Raw genomic sequence first — 21240 nt, 5'->3', positions numbered from 1 at the left:
ATCTACGAGCCACTCCATGGGGAAGATGAGTGAAAATGGCGGTACGTGACATCGAACCGATCCTGCTGGAGCTGGATCGGCTGGAGCAGATGGCCGAGTCCGGCTATTACAACCCGTACACGATGTTCGACTGGCCCGACGCGATCGAGCCCGACAAGCCGTGGATGAGCGAAAACCTGACCACGCTGGCGGGCACGCCGATGTGGGACGAGCTGACTCGCGAGCAGCAGATCGCGCTGACCAAATACGAGGCGATCAACTTCTTCAGCCTCAACATCCACGGCATTCGCGAGCTGATGAGCGAAGTCGTGATGCGCATCCACGAGCGGACCTACGCGAACGTCTCGGAGTTCCTGCACCACTTCATCGGTGAGGAAAACGAGCACATGTGGTTCTTCGCGCAGTTCTGCCTGCGCTACGGCGGCAAGCTGTATCCCGCGCAGCCGACGCTGAAGGCCGATTCGGTGGACCATCTCTCGCCGGTGGCCCGCGAGATGATCGTGTTCGCGCGCATCCTGATCTTCGAGGAGATCGTCGACCACTACAACGCGTACATGGCGACCGATCAGACGCTGCCGCACATCGCCCGCGAGATCAACCGGGTGCACCACCAGGACGAGAGCAGGCATGTCGCCTTCGGCCGCATGATCTTCACCAACCTGCTCGGCCAGGTGGCCAAGCGCGACCCGGCCGAGGTGCCGCTGGTCGCCGAGTACCTCGAGAACTACCTGCAGTACAGCATCGGCACCCTCTACAACCCCGCCGCCTACCGCGACGCCGGCATCCCCGACGCGCTGGCGCTGCGGCGGCGTGCGCTGGAGCACCCCGCCCGCATCGAGGCGCACGACCGGATTCTGAAGCGGACCAGGTCGTTCCTGACCAAGGCCGGCGTGGGCAGGGATGTGATCAAGCGATGACCGAGCCGATGCAGGCGGTACGCGCGTTCATCCTCGGCCGCAACCCCAAGCTCGGCGAGGTGCCGGACGACCTGGACCTGATCGACAGCCGGGCGATCAACTCGCTCGCCTTCGTCGAGTTCATCTTCCTGCTGGAGGAGCTGACCGGCGAGCCGATCGATCCGGAAGAGCTCGACCTGGACGACTTCCGCACCCTCGCCGCGATCCAAGCGCGGTTCTTCAAGCAGAAGGCATCACTATGACCACGGCAACCGACAACGGGTTGAGCGTCCTCGACGGCAGCCAGCTGCGTCTGCTGCGGGCGATCGACGGGGTGTTCCTGCGCCTGGCCGACGGCTGGGACGTTCCCGAGTTCCGGTACCCGCACCTGATCCGGTGCCGGGACCTCGACACCTTCGATTACTACGACAACTTCCCGCATCTGGGTCTCGCCGCCACCCGGCTCGATCCGCAGCGCCTCGGGACGCTGCTGTCCGAGTCGCCCCGGCCGGTGGACCGGATGCCGGCCGAGGTGATGGAGCCCACCGCGTTCGCGTTGCCGTCCGCGGCGTGCTACGCGATCTATCTGGATCTCGCCGGGTCGACGCTGCCCGCCGACGGAACGATGCGGACCACGGTCGCCACGTGCTTCCGCAACGAGGACCACTACGAGGGACTGCAGCGCCTGCTGGGCTTCACCATGCGGGAGATCGTCTGCATCGGGCCCGAAGACCGTGCCAAACAGCACCTGCTCCGCGCCAAGGACGCCGTGAAGGCCCTGTGCGCCGAACTCGGGCTGGATGTCCACCTCGACGTCGCCACCGATCCGTTCTTCGACAAGAACAGCAGCAAGGCGAAGATGCAGCGGCTGTTCCCGGTGAAGGAGGAGTTCGTCGTCAACGGCTTGGCGATCGGCTCGGTCAACTACCACCGGAACTTCTTCGGCGAGCGGTGCTCCATCCAGGCCGGCGACGACACGGCGCACACCTCCTGTCTCGCCTTCGGCCTGGAGCGGTGGGTGCACACGCTGACGGAGCGGTTCGGCAGCGCCGCCGCCGCGCTGTCCGCGGTCGAGAGTCTGGGCTGATGCGTTCCACGGTGGCAGCCGCGCTCGGCGTCGAGGTGAGCCTGCTGCAGTCGGGCATGGGCGGTGTCGCGGGTCCGGAGCTGGCGTGCGCGGTGTCCAACGCCGGCGCGGCCGGCTGTCTTGGCGGCTACAAACTGGCCGGCGACGCGCTGTCGGCCGCGCTCCGCCGGTTGACCGAGGGGACCGACCGTCCCGTCGGCGTGAACCTGATCCCGGAGGTGGTCGGGCCCGAGGAGCTCGACCGGCAGATAGCGCAGGTGCTCGACGAGACGCCGCCGTACGTGTACCTGTCGCTGTTCGGGATGCCCGGCGACGAGGTGTTCGACCGGATCGCCGCGGCGGGCCGTCGCCTCGTGGTCCAGATCGGCACCGTGGCCGATGGTGTCCACGCGGCCGAACGGGGCGCCGTGGTGGTGGCGCAGGGCATCGAGGCGGGCGGCCATCTCCTCGGTGACTCGGGCCGTGACGAGCTGGTCGGAGCGCTGCGCGAGCGCCTGCCCGACGCCTGCATCGCCGCCGCCGGCGGGATCGGATCGCCCGGCGACGCCGCCCGGGCGGTCGCCGCCGGAGCCGACGGGGTGCTGCTCGGCACCGCCTTCGTCGTCGCACACGAGTCGCGGGCCCACCCGTACTTCAAGGCCGCGGTGACCGCCGCCGCCGGGACCGACACGGTGATCTCCGACGTCTACGAGATCGGGTGGCCGGGGCGACGGCACCGCGTGCTCGCGACGGACGTCACCAGAGACCCCAAGCAGGCCAAGAACTTCATCGGCCGGACGACGGTGGAAGGGAAGACGTATCTGGTGCCGAGGTTCAGCGCCGCGGTGCCGACAGATGCGACCAGCGGCCGGATCGAGGAGATGGCCATGTACTGCGGCCTGTCCTGCGGTGCCGTCTCCACCGAGATCCCGGCGGCCGACGTCGTCGCGGAATTCGCCCGCGTCCTTCCGGGCGCCGAAGTTGCCACACCAGGGAAAGGATAGAACCAATGCCGAACTACGAGGCCTTGCATCGGCTTGAGCTGGACTACCACGAGGACACGCCGCGCATCCCCACCAGGGACGGCGTCGAGCTCTACTACGAATCCCGCGGCGAGGGCACCGCGATCACGCTCCTCAACAACTTCTTCATGAGCGCCCCCTCGTGGCGGGTCTTCTCCGAGGAACTCGTCCGGAACTACCGCGTCGTGAGCTACGACATGTGCAACCACGGCGCCTCCTCGCACCACGACGAGGAGCCCACCTGGGAGGAGCACGCGGCCGATGTCATCGGGCTCCTCGACGCGCTGGAGATCGAGTCGACCTACCTGGTCGGCACGTCGATCTCCACCGCGCTCGCCAGGGACGTGGCGCTGCGATACCCGGACCGCGTCAAGGGCCTGGTGCTGGCGGGCCCGGTCCTCGGTCCCGTCGGAATGCGGCGCCACAGGCAGATCCAGCGGGCATGGCTGAAGACGCTGGAGGACCACGGCATGGCGGGCCTGTTCGGCCACCTCTACCCCGAGGTCATCAGCATGGAGATGAACGAGGCACTCGGTTCCCCGGGCTTCCTGGGCCTGCGCGAGAGCTTCCTGGCGATCACCACCGCCGAGGACCTCCGCAACGGGCTCAACCTCGCCCTGCAGGGTGACACCAGCCCCGAGCTGCTGGCCCACATCCAGGCGCCGACGCTGGTCGTCCTCGGCGACGACGACAACCTGCTGAGCCCGACGGGCGGCCAGGAGCTCGCCGCGCTGTTCCCGAACGGCCGCTGCGAGATCGTGCCGAAGGCCGGCCACGTGCCCTTCTTCGACGAGCCCGAGTACTTCCAGGAGCTCATCCACAAGTTCGTCCAGGAATCGGAATCGGCGGCCCATGCCTGATACGGCGGCCGAGGCACGGCAGCGTATCCGTACCCTGCTGGTCGAGCTACTGGGCAACGACCGTTTCGTCAGCAGGGTGTCGGACACCGAGTCGCTTCGCAGGGCGGGGCTGTCCTCCCATGCGCTCGTCGGTCTGCTGGTGGCGATGGAGGACGCGTTCGGCTTCGAATGGCGGGACGACGTCGAGCCGGAGGCGCTGCGCTCGATCGACTCGCTGGCGGGGTACGTCGCGGCGCTGCGCAACTGAGGGACACAGGGTGGCTCTCGGGCTGGAAGTTCCCCCCGCGGTCGCGGAGGGCGCGTGGATCGAATGGCGTCCGGTGCGGCCGCCGTACGGACCGCACCAGCAGTCCGCGGCCGGCCGCCGGGCGGCGGCGGCGGCGCTGGCGGCGGCCGGTTCCGCCGACCGGATCGTGTCCCGCGACCCCGGCGGCAGGCCGCGCTTCCCGCGGGGGTTCGCCGGTTCGATCTCCCACACGGACCGCCTCGCGGTCGCGGCGGTGGTCCCCGGCGCCGAGGCGGTCGGCATCGACATCGAGAACGCGACCATCAGTCCGCGCGTGACCGAGTTCGTCCTGCGTGAGCGGGAGCGGCGCGTGCTGCTCCCGCCGGTCACGCGGTACACCCCGCGTGAGCTGTTCTCCGCCAAGGAAGCGGCTTTCAAGGCAATGAACGGAGTCGGCACGCTGGGCGAGTTTCTGTTCTGGCAGATCGAGCTCAGTCAGTCCGACGGCACGTTGATCGCGTCATACGGCGGCGAACGCATTCCGGTGTGGGTTCGCTCAGAGGCGGGCCTTTCGCTCGCCTTGGCGATACGGCGGTGAGCCGCGCGGTCCGCCGTGTCGCTGTGAGTTCGCATTCGCCCAGGCCCGAACGGCCCGAACGGGGGAAAGGAACGCAATGGACCGCGATATTTTCAAGGTCGTCGACGAGCTGTTCTGCCGCCGACTACAGGTACCCGAACTCGATCCCGACGCCCCGCTCGTGGACTACGGCCTCGACTCCGTCCGTGCCATCGAGTTGGTCGTCGAGATGGAGTCCCTGTTCGACATCCATATCTCCGACGAGCAGGCGGCCTCCATGCTGACGCTGCGCGACGCCGTCGCGCAGATCACCGCATCGTTGGCGGTGCCGGTGGGACCGGAAAGCGGTGACGCATGAACGCCGTCTCTGATTTCACCCGATACACCCGGCCGGAGCTCGGCAGAATCTTCCGCGCGCTGAACCTGGATGTGACCTATCGAGCCGGTCAGGGCGACCACCTGACCAGGGAGTCGCCGGCCGGGGTCGGCCACTCCGAAACCGGGGACCAGGTGCTGGACCTGGTCGGCGGCGCGGGTTCGTCGCTGTTCGGGCACAACCACCCGGCGCTGCTTGAGGTGGCGCGGCGGTGCCTCGACGAGCAGATCCCTTTCAACGCGCAGGCCAGTGTCCGCTCCGGAGCGGCCGAGCTGGCGCAACGACTGTCGGCGATCGTCGGGGCCACGACCGGTTCGAGCTACGTGGTCACCCTCGGCAGCACCGGCGCGGACGCGGTGGAGGCCGCGGTGAAGCACGCGACGGTCGAGCACAGACGGCGGCTGGCCGCACTGCAGGAGGATGTCGAGCTGTCCCTCCGGCGGGTACGCCGGGACGGCATCGCGGACGTTCCCTGCGCCGGCGGGCCCGCGGCCGGCCGCACGTGCGCGGAGCTGCTGGGCGAGGCTCTCGACCTGATCGCCGAGATGCGGCGCACGGATCCCCTCTTCGTCTCGCTGCGCAACGCCTTCCACGGCAAGACGACCAGCGCCGGCACGCTGACGCACGGTGCCAACGTGCCCGAGGACCTGCACGTGCCGGGCCCGCGGCAGGTGCGTCTGCACGACTGGACGCCGCAGGAGGTGGTGCACGCGCTCGACTGCGAACGCGTCCCGATCTACTCGGTCAGTGTCGACGCCGCGGGAGTGCCGCGCTCCGCCGTTCGCTACCTCTCTCCGGTGGCCGCCTGTTTCGTCGAACCCATCCAGGGAGAGGCCGGGGTGCACGAGGTGCCGGCCGAGACCCTCGCCGCGCTGCGTGAGCTGGCCGACCGGCACGAGGCGGCACTGGTGTTCGACGAGATCCAGTGCGGCATGGGACGTACCGGCACCTTCCTCGCCTCGGAGAACTCCGGTGTGGTCGCGGACTACTACCTGTTCTCGAAGTCCCTCGGAGGCGGGCTGGCCAAGATCTCGGCGCTGCTGGTCGCCGAGAATCGGTACGTGGCGGAGTTCGGCCGCCACCACACCTCCACCTTCGCCGATGACGACTTCTCGTCCCGCATCGCGACGGCCGCGCTGGACCTCTACCTCACCTATCGCAACCGCATCATCGAGGTGGGCACGCTGCTGCGCACCAGACTCGCGGAGACGGCCGCGCGGTGGCCGGACGCCATCGTCGAGGTGCGAGGACGCGGACTGCTCCTGGGCATCGAGTTCGCCCTGCCGCAGCCCGAGTCGAGCCTGCTGCGCGAGGTGTTCGACTCCGAGTCGCTCGGCTACCTGATCGCGGGCCGGTTGCTGCACGCCCACCAGATCAGGGTCATGCCCACCCTGTCCGCTCCCACAACCGTCCGTATCCAGCCGTCCGCGCTGCTCGAGCCGGCGGACGTGGACCGCATCGCCGCCGCGTTCGAGGACGTCGCCGGGCTGCTGTCCAAGGGTGACTACGCGACGCTGCTGAACCACCTGACCGTACCGGCGGTCAGCGCGTGGCGGCCTCGGCAGCATGTCCCGCTGCCCCGCCGCGATCGCCCGGTGCACGGCGTGAGACGCGCGGACGTCCCCCGCGTCGCGTTCCTCGCCAACATCGACGTCCCGTCGAAGGTGTCGTCCTTCGCGCCGGAGCTGGCGCAATGGTCGGACGAACAGTGCGCGGCGGCGCTCGACCGGATGTGGGGCGAACTGGAGCCCTTCGAGGTCGCCCGGCAGCGGATCACCTCCGACGGGGGAGAGGTCGAGCTCATCATGGTGGCGGCGCCCTTCACCGCCGCCCAGGCCGTCGCCGCGCTGCGGTCGGGCCATGGGGCGTGGCTGCGCCGGACGGTGCTCGACGCGGTCGACCTGGGGGTCTCGCTCGGCGCCGGGACCATCGGCCTCGGGGGTCACACCTCGATCGTCACCAGCGCCGCGAGAGACGTCGTCGAGGATGACGTGAAGGTGACGTCGGGCAACTCGCTGACCGCCGCCTGCGCTTACGATCTCCTACGGCTCCAGCTGGCCGTGTCCGACGCCGGCGAACGCCGCGTCGGCCTCGTCGGCGGCATCGGCAACATCGGCGCGGTGATGGCCGAACTCATCGCCCCGCACTGCGACTCGCTGGTGCTGGTCGGCCGGCCCGGCTCAGCGCGGCGGCTCAAGACGGTAGCCGACCGGCTCGGCCATCTGGCGGACGTGTCGATAGCCGAAGACCTCGAGGTGCTCCGGGACTGCCCGATCGTGGTCAGTGCCACCAACGCGGCCGATCCGGTGATCCTGCCCAATCACCTCGCCGGTGACCGGAAGGTCCTCGTCTGCGACCTCGCGGTCCCCGGTGACGTGCATCCGGCGGTGGAGAGCCTGCCGAACGTCACCTTGGTGTCCGGCGGACGGATCCAGCTTCCCGGCGGGCAGACGCCCCTTTTCCCCGGGATCTCGCTGCCGCCGGGAATCGTGTACTCCTGCATGGCCGAAACGATCCTGCTCGGCCTCGAGCCCGGGACGCCGAGCCCGTCCTATGGCGGCCTCACCGTGGCAGGCGTGCTCGCCGCGAGGGATCTGGCCGTCCGCCACGGGTTCCACCCCGCCCGCATCGTCTCCGACGACGTCTCGGTACGACCGTGGATCGTCGATCGATCGACCGACACCATCGAGGAGCACATCGGATGACCGAACTTCGCCCGCGTTTCCCGAGTCTTCTGCACGCGTTGCTGGCCCAGGCGGAACGCGGCTCCGACGGGCTGGGGGTGACGCTTCTGCCGGAACCCGGCACAGAGGAGGCCCTGCGGTACGACGCCGTCCTCGAGGCCGCGGCACGCTGCGCGGCGGCCCTCGCGGAGCACGGCGTCGGCCAGGGCGACCGGGTGGTGCTGTGCCTGCCGACGGGCCCGCAGTTCATCACCGCCTTCTTCGGAGCCCAGCTGCTCGGAGCCGCGCCGACGGCGATCGCCGTCCCCCTGCGCTTCGGCGGCGCCGCCGGGTTCGAGAGCCAGATGCGAAACCTCGCGGCCTACCTGCGGCCCGCCGCGGTCGTCACCACGTCAGCGGTGATCGACGCGCTCTCCGATTTCTCGGGCGCCGGGCTGGTCGACGGTGACGCGCTGTACGCGCGCGCCACCACGAGCGACGCGCCGCTGCATCCCGTCCGCCTGCCGGACGGCGACGACCTGGCGCTGATCCAGTGCACGTCCGGTTCGACGGGCACCCCGAAGGGGGTCATGGTCTCGCACGCCAACCTGGCCGCCAACTGCGAGCAGATCGTCCGCGCCCTCGACTGGACGGAAAAGGACACCACGGTCAGCTGGCTGCCGCTCTATCACGACATGGGTCTGATCACGGGGCTCCTGTGCCCGGTCTACCGCGGCGGGCGGGCGGTGCTGATGCCGACCACCCGGTTCCTGCGCGCGCCGGTCGAGTGGTTACGGCACATGAGCACCCACCGCGGCACCGTGGCGGCGGCGCCGAACTTCGCCTACGGCTACTGCACCACCCGGGTACGCGACGAGGATCTCGAGGGCGTGGATCTGTCGTCCTGGCGGCTGGCGCTCTGCGGGGCGGAGCCCATCCACCCCGCCACCGTGCAGCGGTTCGTCGACCGCTTCACGCAGTGGGGCCTTCCCGCGACGGCCTTCCTGCCCGGATACGGCATGGCCGAGGCCGCGCTCGCCATCACCTCGACGCGGCCGGAGGATCCGCTGCTGTTCGACACCATCGACAGGGAGATCGCCGCCACCGACGGCCTCGCGGTCGACGTCGCCCCGGACACCTCCGGTGCGCTGCAGATTGTCGACTGCGGTACGCCGGTCGCCGGCACCGAGGTGCGCGTCGTGGACGGCGACGGCAAGCCCCTGGGCGAGAACCGGATCGGTCACATCCAGTTCCGCGGACCGTCGCGCACGGCCGGATACTTCGATCTCCCGGAGGTGACCGCCGCGTCGATGGATTCGCCCGACTGGTGGAAGACCGGCGACCTCGGCTATCTGCGGAACGGCAGCCTGCGGATCACCGGGCGGGCCAAGGACGTGATCATCATCCGTGGCGCCAACTACTTCCCGTCCGATTTCGAGCAGGCCGCGGAGACCGTGCCCGGCGTTCGCCTCAGCGCCGTCGTCGCGGTCGGATATCGCCCCGACGGCGGCGACTCCGAGGAACTCCACCTGATCGTGGAGACGGAGCTCGAGGGCGAGCAGCACGAAGCGCTGCGCCGGTCCGTCTACGCCGCCGTCAGCTCCCGGACCGGTGTGTCTCCCGCCGCGGTCCACCTGGTGCCGAAGCGGAGCATCCCCAAGACGACCAGCGGGAAGCTGCAACGGTCGAAGGCGCGCAAGCTGTTCGTCGAGGGGTGGTCGCCGTCCGGGGCCGACGCCCGGACGCCGCAGCGTCCCGGTGAACCCCAGCGTCCCGGTGAACCCCAGCCCCAACTCTCATAGCGTCGCGCGGCCGACATCCGATGAGGATGTGGGCCGTCTGCTGCTGTCCATTCTCGGAACGTTCGGAAAAGTCTCTGCTCGCTGAGGAGTCGCACGCATGTCCGACCCATTCGAGGACGATGGCCGGGACTATCTGGCACTGATCAACGACGAGGAGCAGTACTCGCTCTGGCCACAGGACATCGACGTCCCGGCCGGCTGGCGGGTCGTGTACGGCCCGGCGGCCCGCGACGAGGTCCTCGGCCACATCGACAGGTCGTGGACGGACATGCGGCCGAAGAGCCTGCGGGACGCCATGTCCGCGAACGGCGGCGGGCCGGCGTGAGCATCGGTAGTGAGCCGCCGTATCGGGTGGCGATCCCCGGCGGCGGGACGAGTGCCTCATGGATGGGGGCCGCCTCCGCCGCCCGGGCCGATGCCACCACGGGCGACGCCACCACGGTGTCGCTGAGGCGCTCGGGAGTGCTGCCGTGATCATCATGTCGCACCGGACCCGGACGGCGATCGGGGTGAGCGCGGGGCTCGCGGTGATCGTGGGAACGGTGCCCCTGTGGACCGCGTCAGAAGCGCGCACCGTCGATTCCCTCACCCACTTCTTCATCGCGGTCGCGGTGATCCTGGTGACCTGCCAGGCGCTCGCCGCGCTGGCCCGCAGGTTCCACCAGCCGCCGGTGTTCGGCGAGATGGTGGGAGGGCTGCTGCTGGGCCCGTCCCTGCTCGGCGCGGTGTGGCCGGAGGGAGGCGCGTTCCTGTTCCAGCCCTCGGTGATCGAGGGGCTGGACAAAGTGGCGCAGCTCGGTCTCGTCGTCTTCGTCTTCCTGCTGGGCTGCGAACTGCGCACCGATCGGATCGAGCGCAAGGGCATGGTCGCCGCCGTGGTGGTCGGCGGCATGGCCCTTCCGTTCGCGGCTGGCATGGGAATCGTGCTCGCCAGCGGTGATCTGCTGGCCGGCACGAGTGCGACGCCGACGGAGACGATGCTGTTCGTCGGGCTGGCGATGGCGGTGACGGCGCTGCCCGTGCTGGCGAGGATCCTGGCCGACTTGAAACTGGAGAAGACGAGCGTCGGCGCGTTGTCGATGTCCGCCGCCGCGATCGGCGACGGTGTCGCCTGGCTGACCCTGGCGTTCCTGCTCGCGGGGCAGGGCGGGACCAGCCAAGGACTGCGGGTTCTGCTGCTCGCGGCGGCACTGGTGCTCGTCACCGCTCTGTGCGTGCGTCCTCTCCTGGCGATGCTGGTGAGCAGGCTGGGGTCCAGCCAGTCGCTGACGGTGGTGCTGATCGCCGGAGCGATCGGCTACGCCGTGCTCACCCAGTCCGTCCAGCTGCACGCGGTCGTCGGCGCCTTCCTGTTCGGCGTCGCGGTCCCGCGTGACTCGCTGGCCGTGGAGCGCGTCGGCCAGCAACTGGAGGGCTTCACCCTCACCATCCTGCTGCCCCTGTTCTTCGCCGGCGTCGGCCTGAAGATCTCGGTGGGGCTGCTGGGTACGGACCCGCTCGTCTGGCTGGTGCTGGTGGCGGCGCTCGTGGCGGCCGTGGTGGGCAAGGTGGCCGGCGCGGGCGGAGCCGTCCGGCTGGCCGGAATGCCGCCGAGAGACGCGTTGCGACTCGGATTCCTGATGAACTGCCGCGGGGTCACCGAGCTGGTGGTGCTGACCATCGGATATCAGGCTCACCTGATCAACCAGTTGGCGTACACCATCCTCGTCCTCGTCGCGGTGATCACAACCGCGACCACCGGCCCTTTGGTGCGCTGGTCGCTGAAACACACCCGGGGCGACGACGGCGGCGTTCGGGCGCCCAGGACCGGGAGCCGCGCCGGCACCGCCAGGACGTAGGGGTCACGAGGACGGCAGGCGACCTATCACTGCGAACGGATGGACTTATGAAGGGATTTGTGACAGACGACGGCAGGGGAGCGAGATAGATTCCCGCCGGCTGCCGTGAGACGCCTATTTCTCGATCTCGCCGGAGCAAAGGGATTACCTGTGAAGGTAGATGTAAAGAATCGCGTCAAATTCGTCCGCTGGCCCGCGGAGAGCGACATCCGCGAGGAATGCAAGGCCCTGCAGCATCTCTGTCTTCTGATAGTCGAGCACGGCGCGCCTCCGCCGGAGCAGGTGAGCCTCTATGAAGACTGGGTGCGTCCTCCCATCGTCCCCGAGGATCTCCAGGCCCGGGTCCGTCAGCTGGCCAACCGGGCAGTCCTCAATGAGAAGCCCGTGTTGGACCCGGCGGGGATCCTCTATTTCAGGGACGCGTCCGTCACACTCTCCATGACGCAGTGCGAAATCCTGGCACCGCTGATCTCCCGCTACTGCCAGCTGGTCTACCGAACCGAGTTGCGGGAGATTCTCGAACGCTCCGGCGCCAGCTCGTCCAGTAACGCGATCGACCTGCACGTCATGCGTTTACGGCGGCGTCTGCAACTCGTCGGGCTCGCGGTGCGGAACGTCTGGGGACGCGGTTTCGTCGTCGAACCCATCTAGGTCGTGTCCCGGCGACGCCGGCGGCCGATCGCACCGGTACGAAAGACAAGGGAAAGAATGTCGCGGGCCCTCATGTCCGCGAATTACATTCTGCATCGATCATGCGGTTATTTTGAGTCGGAGGCGGGGCGGCGTTGAATACGGTATCGGAATTCTTCGAAGCCAGGGTTGCCAAGTCGGGTGAGGCTCCGTCGGTCATTTTCGGCGAGACCGTCGTCAGCTACTCGGAGTTGAACGCGAGGGCGAACAGACTGGCCAGGCGGCTGATCGCGGCCGGTGTGGGTCCGGACGCGCTGGTCGCCGTGGCGGTGCCGCGATCGATCGAGCTCATCGTCGCGGTGCTCGCCGTGCTCAAGGCGGGCGGTGCGTACCTGCCGCTGGACCCGGCCTATCCGGCCGAGCGGCTGACGCACATGGCCGAGGACGCGCGGCCGGTCCTGCTGCTGCGGACGGAAAGCGTCGCCTCGCTCCGCCTGGACGTGCCCGAGATGGTGGTCGACGACCCGTCCTTCGTGGCCACGTGCGAGCGGGAACGCGGCGAGAACGTCTCCGCGGGCGAACGCCTGGCGCCGTTGACGCCCGCGCACCTGATGTACGTCATCTACACCTCCGGCTCGACCGGCGTCCCCAAGGGCGTCGCGGTGAGCCACACCGGGGTGGCGGACCTGGTCGCGACCCAGGTGAGGCTGTACGGGACCGGTCCCGGCGACCGCGTGCTGCAGTGGGCGTCCTTCAGTTTCGACGCGTGGTTCTGGGACTTCACGCTGGCGCTGCTGAACGGCGCGGCACTCGTGATGGCCGAGCAGGACGCGCTGTTGCCGGGGGAGTCGCTGCGCGAGACCCTGCTGAAGCACGACGTCAACCACGCGGTCCTGCCGCCCGTGGCGCTGGGGATCACTGAGAGCGAGGGACTGCTGCCCGGCGGCACGATCACCTCCACCGGCGACGTCTGCACCAGGTCCCTGGCCGAGGAGTGGTCCAAGGGCAGGCGCCTCTACAACGCCTACGGACCCACCGAGGTGACCGTGGGCGCGTCGATCGGCGGGCCGATCGAGGGCGTCCAGGAGGAGGTGACCATCGGGACGCCGTGGGACGGCGGCGCGGTGTACGTGCTCGACGAACGCCTGCGCGACCTCCGCGACGGCCGGGAGGGCGAACTGTACCTGGCGGGATCCGGAGTGGCCCGCGGCTACCTGAACCGTCCCGGCCTGACCGCGGCGCGGTTCGTCGCCGATCCGTACGGCCCTCCCGGGAGCAGGATGTACCGATCGGGCGACCGCGGCAGGCGCGCGGCCGACGGCGAGCTCTACTTCACCGGGCGAGCCGACAACCAGGTGAAGGTGCGTGGGTTCCGCGTCGAGCTCGGCGAGGTGGAGGCGCGGCTGGAAAGTCACCCCGCGGTGGAGATCGCCGTCGCGGTCGTCGGCGGTGAGGACGTCTCCACTCAGCACATCGTCGCCTACGTGCAGACATCGGCACGTCACGTCGTCGACGAGGCGCAGTTGCGCGAGCACGCCCGCCGCACGCTTCCCGAGCACATGGTCCCGTCGGCCGTCGTCGTGCTCGAACAGATCCCGACGCTGCCGAACGGGAAGATCGATCGTAAGGCGCTCGCCGAGCGGGCATCGCGCGGCGCGGCCGACACGCCCGCGGTGCCGGCGCCCGTCGCCGACGGCGCGGACGGCGCGAAGTCCTACGAGCGAATACTGTGCGGCATGGTGATGGAGACGCTGAAGGTCAGCGAAGTCACTCCGCAGGACAATTTCTTCGATCTGGGCGGCCACTCGGTGCTCGCCGCGAAACTGGCCAGCCGGATGCGCAAGGAGCTCGGCGTGGTCGTGCCGATGCGGTCGTTGTTCGCGGCCGAGACCCTGGCCGAGCTGGCACAGCTCATGGAGCAGGCCGAGAAGGTCTGAGCCCGGCGGACCTCGCACCCCCCGACTCCCCGCGGCGGGTGCGTGTGAAGGGTCACGGGCGTAGGCGCCGCACCGGATCGCGGAGTCCGTGCGATACGGCCTACGCCCGTGACCACAGGGGGCACCGGGCGGTTCGCGTCAGCGGCCCTCGAAGTGAACCGGCAGGCTGTCGTAGCCGACGACGAAGTTCGAGTAGATGGGGCGGGGTGTCCCGCGCAGCTCCATCCGCGCGACGCCGGCCACCAGAGCGCTCAGCAGCGCCTGCAGCTCCGCTCGGGCGAGGAAGGCGCCCAGGCAGTAGTGCGGGCCGCGGCCGAACGCCAGGTGCTTGTTGGGGGAGCGGGACAGGATGAACTTCCGTGGTTCGGCGAAGACGGTCTCGTCGTTGTTGGCGGAGATGTTCCACAAGGTGACGATGTCGCCGCCGCGCACCGTGGTTCCGTGCAGTTCGATGTCCTGAGTCGCGGTACGAGCCAGGTGGGTCCCCGGCGTCGCCCAGCGGAGAACCTCCTCCACCGCCGGCTCGAAGGAGACCTCGCCGTTCCGCAGGGCGTGCCATTGATCGGGGTTGTCGATCAGAGCCAGCACCGCGCAGATCGCCGATACCCGGGAGGTCTCGTCACCGCCGAGAATGAGGCTGTAGCAATTGACGGCGAGCTCCTCGACGGTGAGCGGACGGCCTTCGACCTCCGCGGTCGCGAGCATGCTGATGACGTCGCCGCGAGGATTGCTCCGCCGTTCCTGCGCCAGGTCCATGAAATAGAGAACTATCTCGTTGCGGGCGCTGAGGGCGTCGAGCTCACTGCTGCCGGCGTGGTCGGACGACAGCGCCATCTTGTTCCACCGCAACAGGTCGCCGCGGTCCGCCTGCGGGATGGACAGCAGGTCGCAGATCGTGTTCATCGGAATCTTCTCGGCGACCTCGGCGGCGAAATCGAACGTGTCCCGGCCGACGACCGCGGACACCAGTTCGGTGGTGCGCTGCCGGATCTTCTCGACGACCTCGCCGAGGACCCGTGGGGTGAACGCGCTCCACATGACGCCCCGCAGGTGCCGATGACGCGGGTTGTCGGTCACCGCCAGCATGCTCCCGCCGGCGGAGTCGTCGCCGCGCAGGACGACGTCGAGGACGTTTCCCCGGGCGGAGCTCAGGGCCTCGTGGTGGAACAGCGACTGGACGTCGGAGTATCGCGACACCACCCAGAATCCGGGTTTCCGGCCGACGGGCTCGTGCCAGTAGACGGGACGTTCCGCGCGCACTGCCCGGAAAAACTCGTGGACGTCGTTCTCAACGAATGTGGCCGGGTCGGTGAGATCCAGGGAACGGACATCGAGAGCGGGCTGACTCATTTTTCCATGGTTACAGGCGAGTCCACGCGCATCGCCAACTCTTACCTGTTCCTTTCCGCCGTTCCGCCGTGGTGGGCCCGGCGGCCGCGCGTCACCGCTGCCCCGGAATCTCCGGATAGCGGGCGATGATCATCTCGCTGGCCTTGGGACCGCGGGCGAAGACGTGATCGGCCGTGTCGATCCGCCGGCCGGTCAGCCCGTCCACCACGACCGGATCCACCGCCACGCCCGTCTCCTTGTCGACCAGGACGAGACTGCGGTCCTCCGGGGGCAGCCGATGGTTTCCCCACGCCGCCATCACCAGAATGAGCGGCCGCAGGGAACGGCCGAGATCGGTGAGCCGGTAGGTCCGATCCTCGGGATCCGCGGCGCCGACCTCGGTCTCGAGAAGGCCCTTCGCCATCAGCTGGGCGATTCGATCCAGCAGCACGTCGGCGGGCGTCCCCAGGTTGCGGTGGATCGCCTCGAAGCGGGTGTGGCCGTTGAAGACCTCGTGCAGGATCTCCAGAGTCCACCAGTGGCCAACGGTCTCGACCGTGCGGGCCAGCGGGCAGTCCGGGATCCGCGCCTTCGGGCCGGCCGGCCGCGCGGGTTCCGCACGCTTACCGTCCTCGACGTTCAACAGATCGCCGCTCATCGTCAGCTCCAATCGGCGTTCGGAATCGTCTGATGTCAAGCCTGTGGCGTCGCCGCCCCGGGAGAAAGGCAAGAGAAAGAAATCGGCAAGACCTGGACGCGCGACGCGCACGGCTTTTTCCCCCAAGGGAAATGCCTCGGTGGCGGACACCACCGAGGCATTCCACTGACGAGGCGACCGGGCCGGTGAATCTCACGTTCCGGCCCTGGGCCGCCTACTTCCGCACATCCTCGTTCTCGGTCTCACGGCTGCCGGAGTCGGCCCCCAGAGACCAGTAGCGGCGCATCCCGTACAGCAGCGGGGCCGGTGGCTGGATCGCGGGCGTCGCCACGCAGACCACCTCCCCGAAGACCACGATGTGGTCACCGACCGGCATCGTGTCGCTGACCTGGCACTGCGCGATCGTATGGGCGTCTTCGACCAGGAGCGGTATCGCGGACTCCGGTTCCCGCACCCATTCGACCTTCTCGAACCGGTCCGCTTCGCCGGAGGCGAACAGTTTCGCCACCGCCTCGGCCCGATCGTGCAGGAGGTTGACGGCGAACGCCGACCGCTGGAGCAGGGCCGCCAGCGTCGGACTCTCCGCGCGCAGGCACACCAGCAGCGTCGGCGGGCGCAGCGAGACGCTGCAGATCGATGAGCAGGTCATCCCCCACGGCTCGCCGTCCGGCGCCGCGGTGGTCACGATCGCGACCCCGGCCGGATACGTCGTCATGAGGGAACGGAACTGCGCCGGGTCGACCGGCGTTCGCGGGACTGTGGCGGTTACGGGTTCCGGCATGGGCTCCTACCTCCTCGCTGGGCCGCACAGGTCATGACGAACGCGTCCCTCGCAGGGCGTGGAGGTGCGCCAGGTACTCGTAGTGGCTGGGAAGCCGTTCGACCAGTGATTTGGCCTCGTCCCGGATGAGCCGCAGCTCCTTGTTCGCGGCGACGTCGTCCATCATCGCCAGGCCGGCCTGCGGGCGCACCTGCAGACCGCCGAGGCCCAGGATCATCGCGATGTAGGAGTAGGACTCGAACCCGTGGTAGTGGGGGAAGATCGTGTTTTCGTCGGGGAGCTTCACCCGCCACTGCTCGATGCGCTCGGCCAGGGCGTCCGGAACCCTGTGGGTCTTGGCGTCCCGCCAGTAGTCGTTGTCGTTGCGCCTGGCGCCGACGTAGTGCAGCACGAGGAACTCGCGCACGCCGTCCATGACGTTGGCCACTTGCCGGTTGTAGGACTTGCGCAACATGTCGTCGTCCTGGCCGCCGGGCCAATGCTTCACCAGCTGCTCGATCGCGTTCTGGATGAAGAAGATTCCCGTCGACTCGAGCGGCTCGACGAAGCCGCTGGACAGGCCGATCGCCACGCAGTTGTTCACCCAGGAGTTCTCGGTGCGGCCGACCCGCATCTTGATGTGGTTGGCCGCCAGGTCGTCCGCTTCGGGCCCCACGAACTCGCGGAGCGTGCGCTCGGCCTCCTCCGGGGTGCAGTAGTCGCTGGCGTAGACGTAACCGGTGCCGATCCGGCCGAACAGCGGGATCGTCCAGATCCAGCCCGCGTCCTGCGCGGTCGCCTTGGTGTACGGGCCGAACTCGTGATTGGCCATGTCCAGCGGCACCCGCAGCGCGACCGCGCTGTTGTTCGGCAGGGTGTCCTGGTAGGACAGGAAAGGCACGCCGAGCCTCTGGTTGATCAGCAGCCCGCGGAAGCCCGTGCAGTCGATGTAGAGATCGCCGGACAGGTCGCCGCTTTCCTTCGTGCGCACGTGCGTGATGTGACCGCGCTCATCCACTCCGGCCTCGACCACATCGTCCAGCACGTGCCGGACTCCGCGATCGGTGCCGTACCGGGTGAGGAACTTGGCGAGCAGCACCGTGTCGAACTGGTACGCGTAGGGGAACTGCGTGGTCTGCTCGGCCATCGTGGAGCGGACCGACGTCTCGTCCTCCTGGTCGAGGAAGCCCCGCTCGAACAGGTTCCCCTCAAGGGATCTCGGCGCGCGCCCGGCCTCGCAGAGCGCGGCGATCACGGAGCAGTCCCTGTCGTAGTCCTCGCTCGGGCGCTTGTGCAGCCACCAGTCGGCGAGGGACACGCCCTCCACCACCCGTGCGCGCTCGAAAGGATGGTAGAAGTAGTGCCCCTTGGCCCGCCAGTTCTCGTAGCGGATCCCCAGTTTGTAGGTGGCGTGACAGTCCACCATCCAGTCGGTCTCGTCGAGACCGAGATAAGCGAAGAAGTGGCGGATCGTGCTGAAGGTAGCCTCGCCGACACCGATCGTGGGCACATTCTTGGACTCGACGAGTGTGACTGAGATCCGGTCGCCGAACGCCGCCTTCAGATAGGACGCGGTCATCCAGCCCGCGGTCCCACCTCCGACGATGACCACACTCTTGACCATTGCTCCCTCACTTCTGTCGGAGTGACCCGACTTCAACGATTCCGGCCGTTCGCCATCCCCGCCATGCGGGGGAAAAGATCTGGAAAGGAACCCGCGCGCCGCCGTCTTCGGCTCACCCGGCTCAATCGAGCCCGCCGCCGCATTCGTCGACGAACTCCAGGAGCCGCTGCACCCCGGTCTCGAGCCACGCCGGGTCCACGCAGAACGCGATACGGATCAGATGCCGTGCCCAGGGCGCATAGTCGTGGGAACGGATACGGCCCCGATCGTCGACGTCGGGACGCATGGCGAACCCGTTTCCCGCCACGACCGCGACACCCGTGCGCTCCAGCAGCCGCATCGCGAACGTCTCGGCGTCGAGCCCGGTGCGGCCCACGTCCAGCATCGCGTACCACCCGCCGGCGGGCAGCTCGCGCAGCAGACCGGCCCGCACCAACGGCGGCAGCGCCACGTCCCGGTTGCGCTGCACCAGCTTGCGGTTGGTCGCCGCCGCTTCCGACCGGCTGTCCACCGCGGCGATCCCCGCGTACTGCACCGGCGTGGACGTGCCGATGATGTTGGCCTCCTGCACCACCTTCATGACGTCGGCGGCCCGGTCGTTGGCCAGCGCGACGTAGCCCAGCCGGTAACCGGTCATCGCGAAGCTCTTGGAGAAGGTGAAGACGCTGTGCACGATACGGTCGTCGACCGGCACGTCGCGTTCGAACGAGGCGACCGAGATGTGCTCGCTCTCGTAGCAGAAATGCTCGTAGGCCTCATCGCTGATGACCTGCCAGCCCCGCCGGCGGGCCAGGTCCAGCAGGGCCGTGATCTCGTCGGCGTTCAGGACGACCCCGGTCGGGTTCGCCGGCGAGTTGATCAGCAGCACCCGGGTGCGCGGCGTGGCGACGGCCTCGATCATCTCGGGGTCGGGCCGGAAATCGGCCCTGAGCGGGTACAGCACCGGCGTGAAACCCGCCAGCAGACTCTGCTGCAGATGGACCGGCCAGTGCAGTTCCGGCAGAAGGATCTCGGCGCCGGGCTCGGCGAGGGACTGCAACAGGGAGGCCAGGCCCTGACACGAACCCGGTGAGATCAGCACCCGCGACACCGCGCTGTCCACCCCGTTGTCCACGCGGAGTTTCTCCACCAGCGCCTCGCGCAGCGCGGGCAGGCCCTCCACGCCGGTGTACTTGGTGTCGCCGCGCCGCACGGCGTCGATGAACGCCTCGGCGACGTTGTCGGCCGGATTGAAATACGGGTCGCCGACGTGCAGCTTCACCACGTCGACGCCGTCTTTCGCGATCGCCTCCGCCGCGTGGAAAATGCGCAGCAGACACGACGATGGAATGCTTCCGGCGACGGACAACATTTCTGCGCTCACGCTCTTACCGCCCTCTTCCTCAGTGAACCGTTCTCCAGACCCGCGTGATTCGTCATGCCGTACGGCCACCGTCGACGGGGATCAGCGCACCGGTGATCCAGGCCGACACCTCCGGATCGAGCAGCACGCACACCCATCGGCCGATCTCCGACTCGTCGCCGAACCGGCCCATCGGAGTCGACGAGAGCAGATCGGCGCGCAGCCGCCGGGTGCCCGCCTCGTCCAGGCCGGTCTCGTTCCACATCGGCGTCTCCACCGGGCCCGGCATGATGGCGTTCACCCGTACGTCCGGTGCGAGTTCCCTGGCCAGCGAACGAGTGAGGCTGTTGAGCGCCGCCTTGGTCGCACCGTAGAAGGCACGTCCCGGCATGGACAGCGCCCCGCCGACCGACGAGATGTTGACCACGCTGCCACGGTTGGCCCGCAGTTGCGGCAGCGCGCATCGGGTCAGTTCGGCCGGCGCGCGGACGTTGACGGCGAACATCGCGTCGAACAGCGCGGGGTCGATCGATTCGAGCCGCCCGAACCGGGCCAGGCCGGCGTTGTTGACCACCGCGTCGAGCCTGCCGAAGCTCTCGGTCGCGGCGGCGACGATCTGCTCGGCGGCGCCGGGAGCACAGACGTCCGTGGCCACGACCGTGACGGCCGGCCCGTAGCGGTCCGCGAGGTCGCGCAGGGGTTCCTCGCGGCGCCCGACGATCGTGACGTTGGCGCCCGACTTCAGCACGCATTCCGTGATCCCGCGGCCGATTCCGGTGGCCGCGCCGGTGATCACGACCGACTTTCCGGTAAGAGTCATCGCAGCACTTCGCTTTCCGCGAGAGTCGAGACGACGTCGGCGATCAGCTCGTCCGGGTCCGCGAGAGACTGGAAGTGTCCGCCCGGCCAGGTCCGCACGCTGAACCGGCCGCTGCTCACCGCGGCCCACGCCCCGAACTCCGCACCGTTCACCAGCGGATCCTCGGTGTTGTAGTAACCGCGCACCTGGCAGGTCAGCGGCTCGGTGTGCGGCGCCGGCCGGTAGGTCTCGCTGAGCGCGATGTACGACCGGAGAACCGGGAGCAGCAGCTCCCGAAGCTCGGGATCATCCGCGACGTCCGGCGCGATTCCGCCCAGATCCCGCAGGGCGGACCACAGTTCCTCGTCGCCGACCCGATGGTTGAGCTCGCCGCGGGCCTGCCACGGCGCGGGCGTGCCGGAAACGAAGAGGCAATGCACAGGTTGTCCGAGGTCCCGCAGCACTTTGGCGGTCTCGTAGGCGACCAGTGCGCCCAAGCTGTGCCCGAACAAGGCGCAGCGAGCCGGACCCAGCTGCGACAGTTCCGCGGCGACGGCCGATGCCATCTCGGTGATGCTGCTCGCGGGTGCCTCGACGATCCGGTCGGCCTGACCCGGATACTGCACGGCGAGCAACTCGGTGTCCTCGGGCATCGCCGGCGACCAGGCGCGATAGGCCGCCGCCGTACCACCGGAATATGGGAAGCAGACCAACCGATCAGCCGGGCACTCCACGCTGTTGAGGGCCCGCATCCAACTTCGGCCACGTGTTCGTACTCGGTTCACGCCACCGAGCGTCACCGAAACTCGGCCTACTCACGCAAAACTTTCAAAGC

General features: G+C 68.7%; 22 protein-coding genes. 15 read left to right on the top strand and 7 right to left on the bottom strand.

What is annotated here, in order from left to right:
* Positions 1-35: 35 nt before the first annotated feature.
* The 15 genes from AB0O28_RS31395 (at position 36) to AB0O28_RS31325 (ending at position 13893) form a co-directional block, all read left to right on the top strand.
* Positions 36-917 carry a diiron oxygenase gene (locus AB0O28_RS31395; RefSeq protein WP_363646173.1) on the top strand — a complete coding sequence of 294 codons (882 nt, stop codon included), beginning with the start codon at positions 36-38 and terminating at the stop codon, positions 915-917.
* The gene (locus AB0O28_RS31390) at positions 914-1159 is read left to right on the top strand and encodes an acyl carrier protein (protein WP_363646172.1); all 246 of its coding nucleotides are present in this window, start codon (positions 914-916) and stop codon (positions 1157-1159) included. Before AB0O28_RS31395 ends, AB0O28_RS31390 begins: the two co-directional genes overlap by 4 nt.
* Positions 1156-1983, top strand: a complete 828-nt coding sequence (locus AB0O28_RS31385; RefSeq protein ID WP_363646171.1) for an aminoacyl--tRNA ligase-related protein — start codon at positions 1156-1158, stop codon at positions 1981-1983. The genes AB0O28_RS31390 and AB0O28_RS31385 overlap by 4 nt, the downstream gene beginning before the upstream one ends.
* The gene (locus AB0O28_RS31380) at positions 1983-2966 is read left to right on the top strand and encodes a nitronate monooxygenase (RefSeq protein ID WP_363646170.1); all 984 of its coding nucleotides are present in this window, start codon (positions 1983-1985) and stop codon (positions 2964-2966) included. Before AB0O28_RS31385 ends, AB0O28_RS31380 begins: the two co-directional genes overlap by 1 nt.
* A gap of 5 nt (positions 2967-2971) precedes the next feature.
* Positions 2972-3844, top strand: coding sequence for an alpha/beta hydrolase (locus AB0O28_RS31375; protein ID WP_363646169.1), 873 nt, complete (start codon positions 2972-2974; stop codon positions 3842-3844).
* Positions 3837-4091, top strand: coding sequence for a phosphopantetheine-binding protein (locus AB0O28_RS31370; protein ID WP_363646168.1), 255 nt, complete (start codon positions 3837-3839; stop codon positions 4089-4091). The genes AB0O28_RS31375 and AB0O28_RS31370 overlap by 8 nt, the downstream gene beginning before the upstream one ends.
* Positions 4092-4101: 10 nt before the next feature.
* A complete protein-coding gene (locus tag AB0O28_RS31365) occupies positions 4102-4668 on the top strand; it encodes a 4'-phosphopantetheinyl transferase superfamily protein (protein WP_363646167.1) in 567 nt (188 codons plus the stop codon).
* 76 nt (positions 4669-4744) lie between these two features.
* Positions 4745-5005: an acyl carrier protein gene (locus AB0O28_RS31360; protein ID WP_363646166.1), complete on the top strand. Its 261-nt coding sequence runs from the start codon at positions 4745-4747 to the stop codon at positions 5003-5005.
* Entirely contained in the window at positions 5002-7728 is a 2727-nt protein-coding gene (locus AB0O28_RS31355; RefSeq protein ID WP_363646165.1) for an aminotransferase class III-fold pyridoxal phosphate-dependent enzyme, read from the top strand. The genes AB0O28_RS31360 and AB0O28_RS31355 overlap by 4 nt, the downstream gene beginning before the upstream one ends.
* Entirely contained in the window at positions 7725-9488 is a 1764-nt protein-coding gene (locus tag AB0O28_RS31350; protein WP_363646164.1) for a fatty acyl-AMP ligase, read from the top strand. Before AB0O28_RS31355 ends, AB0O28_RS31350 begins: the two co-directional genes overlap by 4 nt.
* Before the next feature lie 97 nt (positions 9489-9585).
* Positions 9586-9813: an MbtH family NRPS accessory protein gene (locus tag AB0O28_RS31345; protein ID WP_363646163.1), complete on the top strand. Its 228-nt coding sequence runs from the start codon at positions 9586-9588 to the stop codon at positions 9811-9813.
* A complete protein-coding gene (locus tag AB0O28_RS31340) occupies positions 9810-9962 on the top strand; it encodes a hypothetical protein (protein WP_363646162.1) in 153 nt (50 codons plus the stop codon). The genes AB0O28_RS31345 and AB0O28_RS31340 overlap by 4 nt, the downstream gene beginning before the upstream one ends.
* Positions 9963-9967: 5 nt before the next feature.
* Entirely contained in the window at positions 9968-11326 is a 1359-nt protein-coding gene (locus AB0O28_RS31335; RefSeq protein ID WP_363646184.1) for a cation:proton antiporter, read from the top strand.
* 150 nt (positions 11327-11476) lie between these two features.
* The gene (locus AB0O28_RS31330) at positions 11477-11977 is read left to right on the top strand and encodes a winged helix-turn-helix domain-containing protein (RefSeq protein ID WP_363646161.1); all 501 of its coding nucleotides are present in this window, start codon (positions 11477-11479) and stop codon (positions 11975-11977) included.
* A gap of 134 nt (positions 11978-12111) precedes the next feature.
* Positions 12112-13893: a non-ribosomal peptide synthetase gene (locus AB0O28_RS31325; RefSeq protein WP_363646160.1), complete on the top strand. Its 1782-nt coding sequence runs from the start codon at positions 12112-12114 to the stop codon at positions 13891-13893.
* A gap of 138 nt (positions 13894-14031) precedes the next feature.
* On the opposite strand, the gene AB0O28_RS31320 is transcribed toward AB0O28_RS31325, so the two are convergent.
* From AB0O28_RS31320 to AB0O28_RS31290, 7 genes are all read right to left on the bottom strand, one after another.
* Entirely contained in the window at positions 14032-15243 is a 1212-nt protein-coding gene (locus AB0O28_RS31320) for a cytochrome P450 (RefSeq protein ID WP_363646159.1), read from the bottom strand.
* Positions 15244-15334: 91 nt separating this feature from the next.
* A complete protein-coding gene (locus AB0O28_RS31315; RefSeq protein ID WP_363646158.1) occupies positions 15335-16030 on the bottom strand; it encodes a helix-turn-helix domain-containing protein in 696 nt (231 codons plus the stop codon).
* 64 nt (positions 16031-16094) lie between these two features.
* Positions 16095-16595, bottom strand: a complete 501-nt coding sequence (locus AB0O28_RS31310; RefSeq protein WP_363646157.1) for a flavin reductase family protein — start codon at positions 16593-16595, stop codon at positions 16095-16097.
* Positions 16596-16692: 97 nt separating this feature from the next.
* Positions 16693-18264: a tryptophan halogenase family protein gene (locus AB0O28_RS31305; RefSeq protein WP_363646156.1), complete on the bottom strand. Its 1572-nt coding sequence runs from the start codon at positions 18262-18264 to the stop codon at positions 16693-16695.
* 121 nt (positions 18265-18385) lie between these two features.
* Positions 18386-19627, bottom strand: a complete 1242-nt coding sequence (locus tag AB0O28_RS31300) for a pyridoxal phosphate-dependent aminotransferase (RefSeq protein ID WP_363646155.1) — start codon at positions 19625-19627, stop codon at positions 18386-18388.
* 52 nt (positions 19628-19679) lie between these two features.
* Positions 19680-20426 carry an SDR family oxidoreductase gene (locus AB0O28_RS31295; protein WP_363646154.1) on the bottom strand — a complete coding sequence of 249 codons (747 nt, stop codon included), beginning with the start codon at positions 20424-20426 and terminating at the stop codon, positions 19680-19682.
* Positions 20423-21157 (bottom strand): alpha/beta fold hydrolase, encoded by a 735-nt coding sequence (locus AB0O28_RS31290; protein ID WP_363646153.1) that lies wholly within the window; start codon positions 21155-21157, stop codon positions 20423-20425. The genes AB0O28_RS31295 and AB0O28_RS31290 overlap by 4 nt, the downstream gene beginning before the upstream one ends.
* Positions 21158-21240 lie beyond the last annotated feature (83 nt).

Source organism: Microbispora sp. NPDC088329 (assembly GCF_040685655.1).
GTDB lineage: Bacteria > Actinomycetota > Actinomycetes > Streptosporangiales > Streptosporangiaceae > Microbispora.
This window is presented reverse-complemented; position numbering and strand designations above follow the sequence as displayed.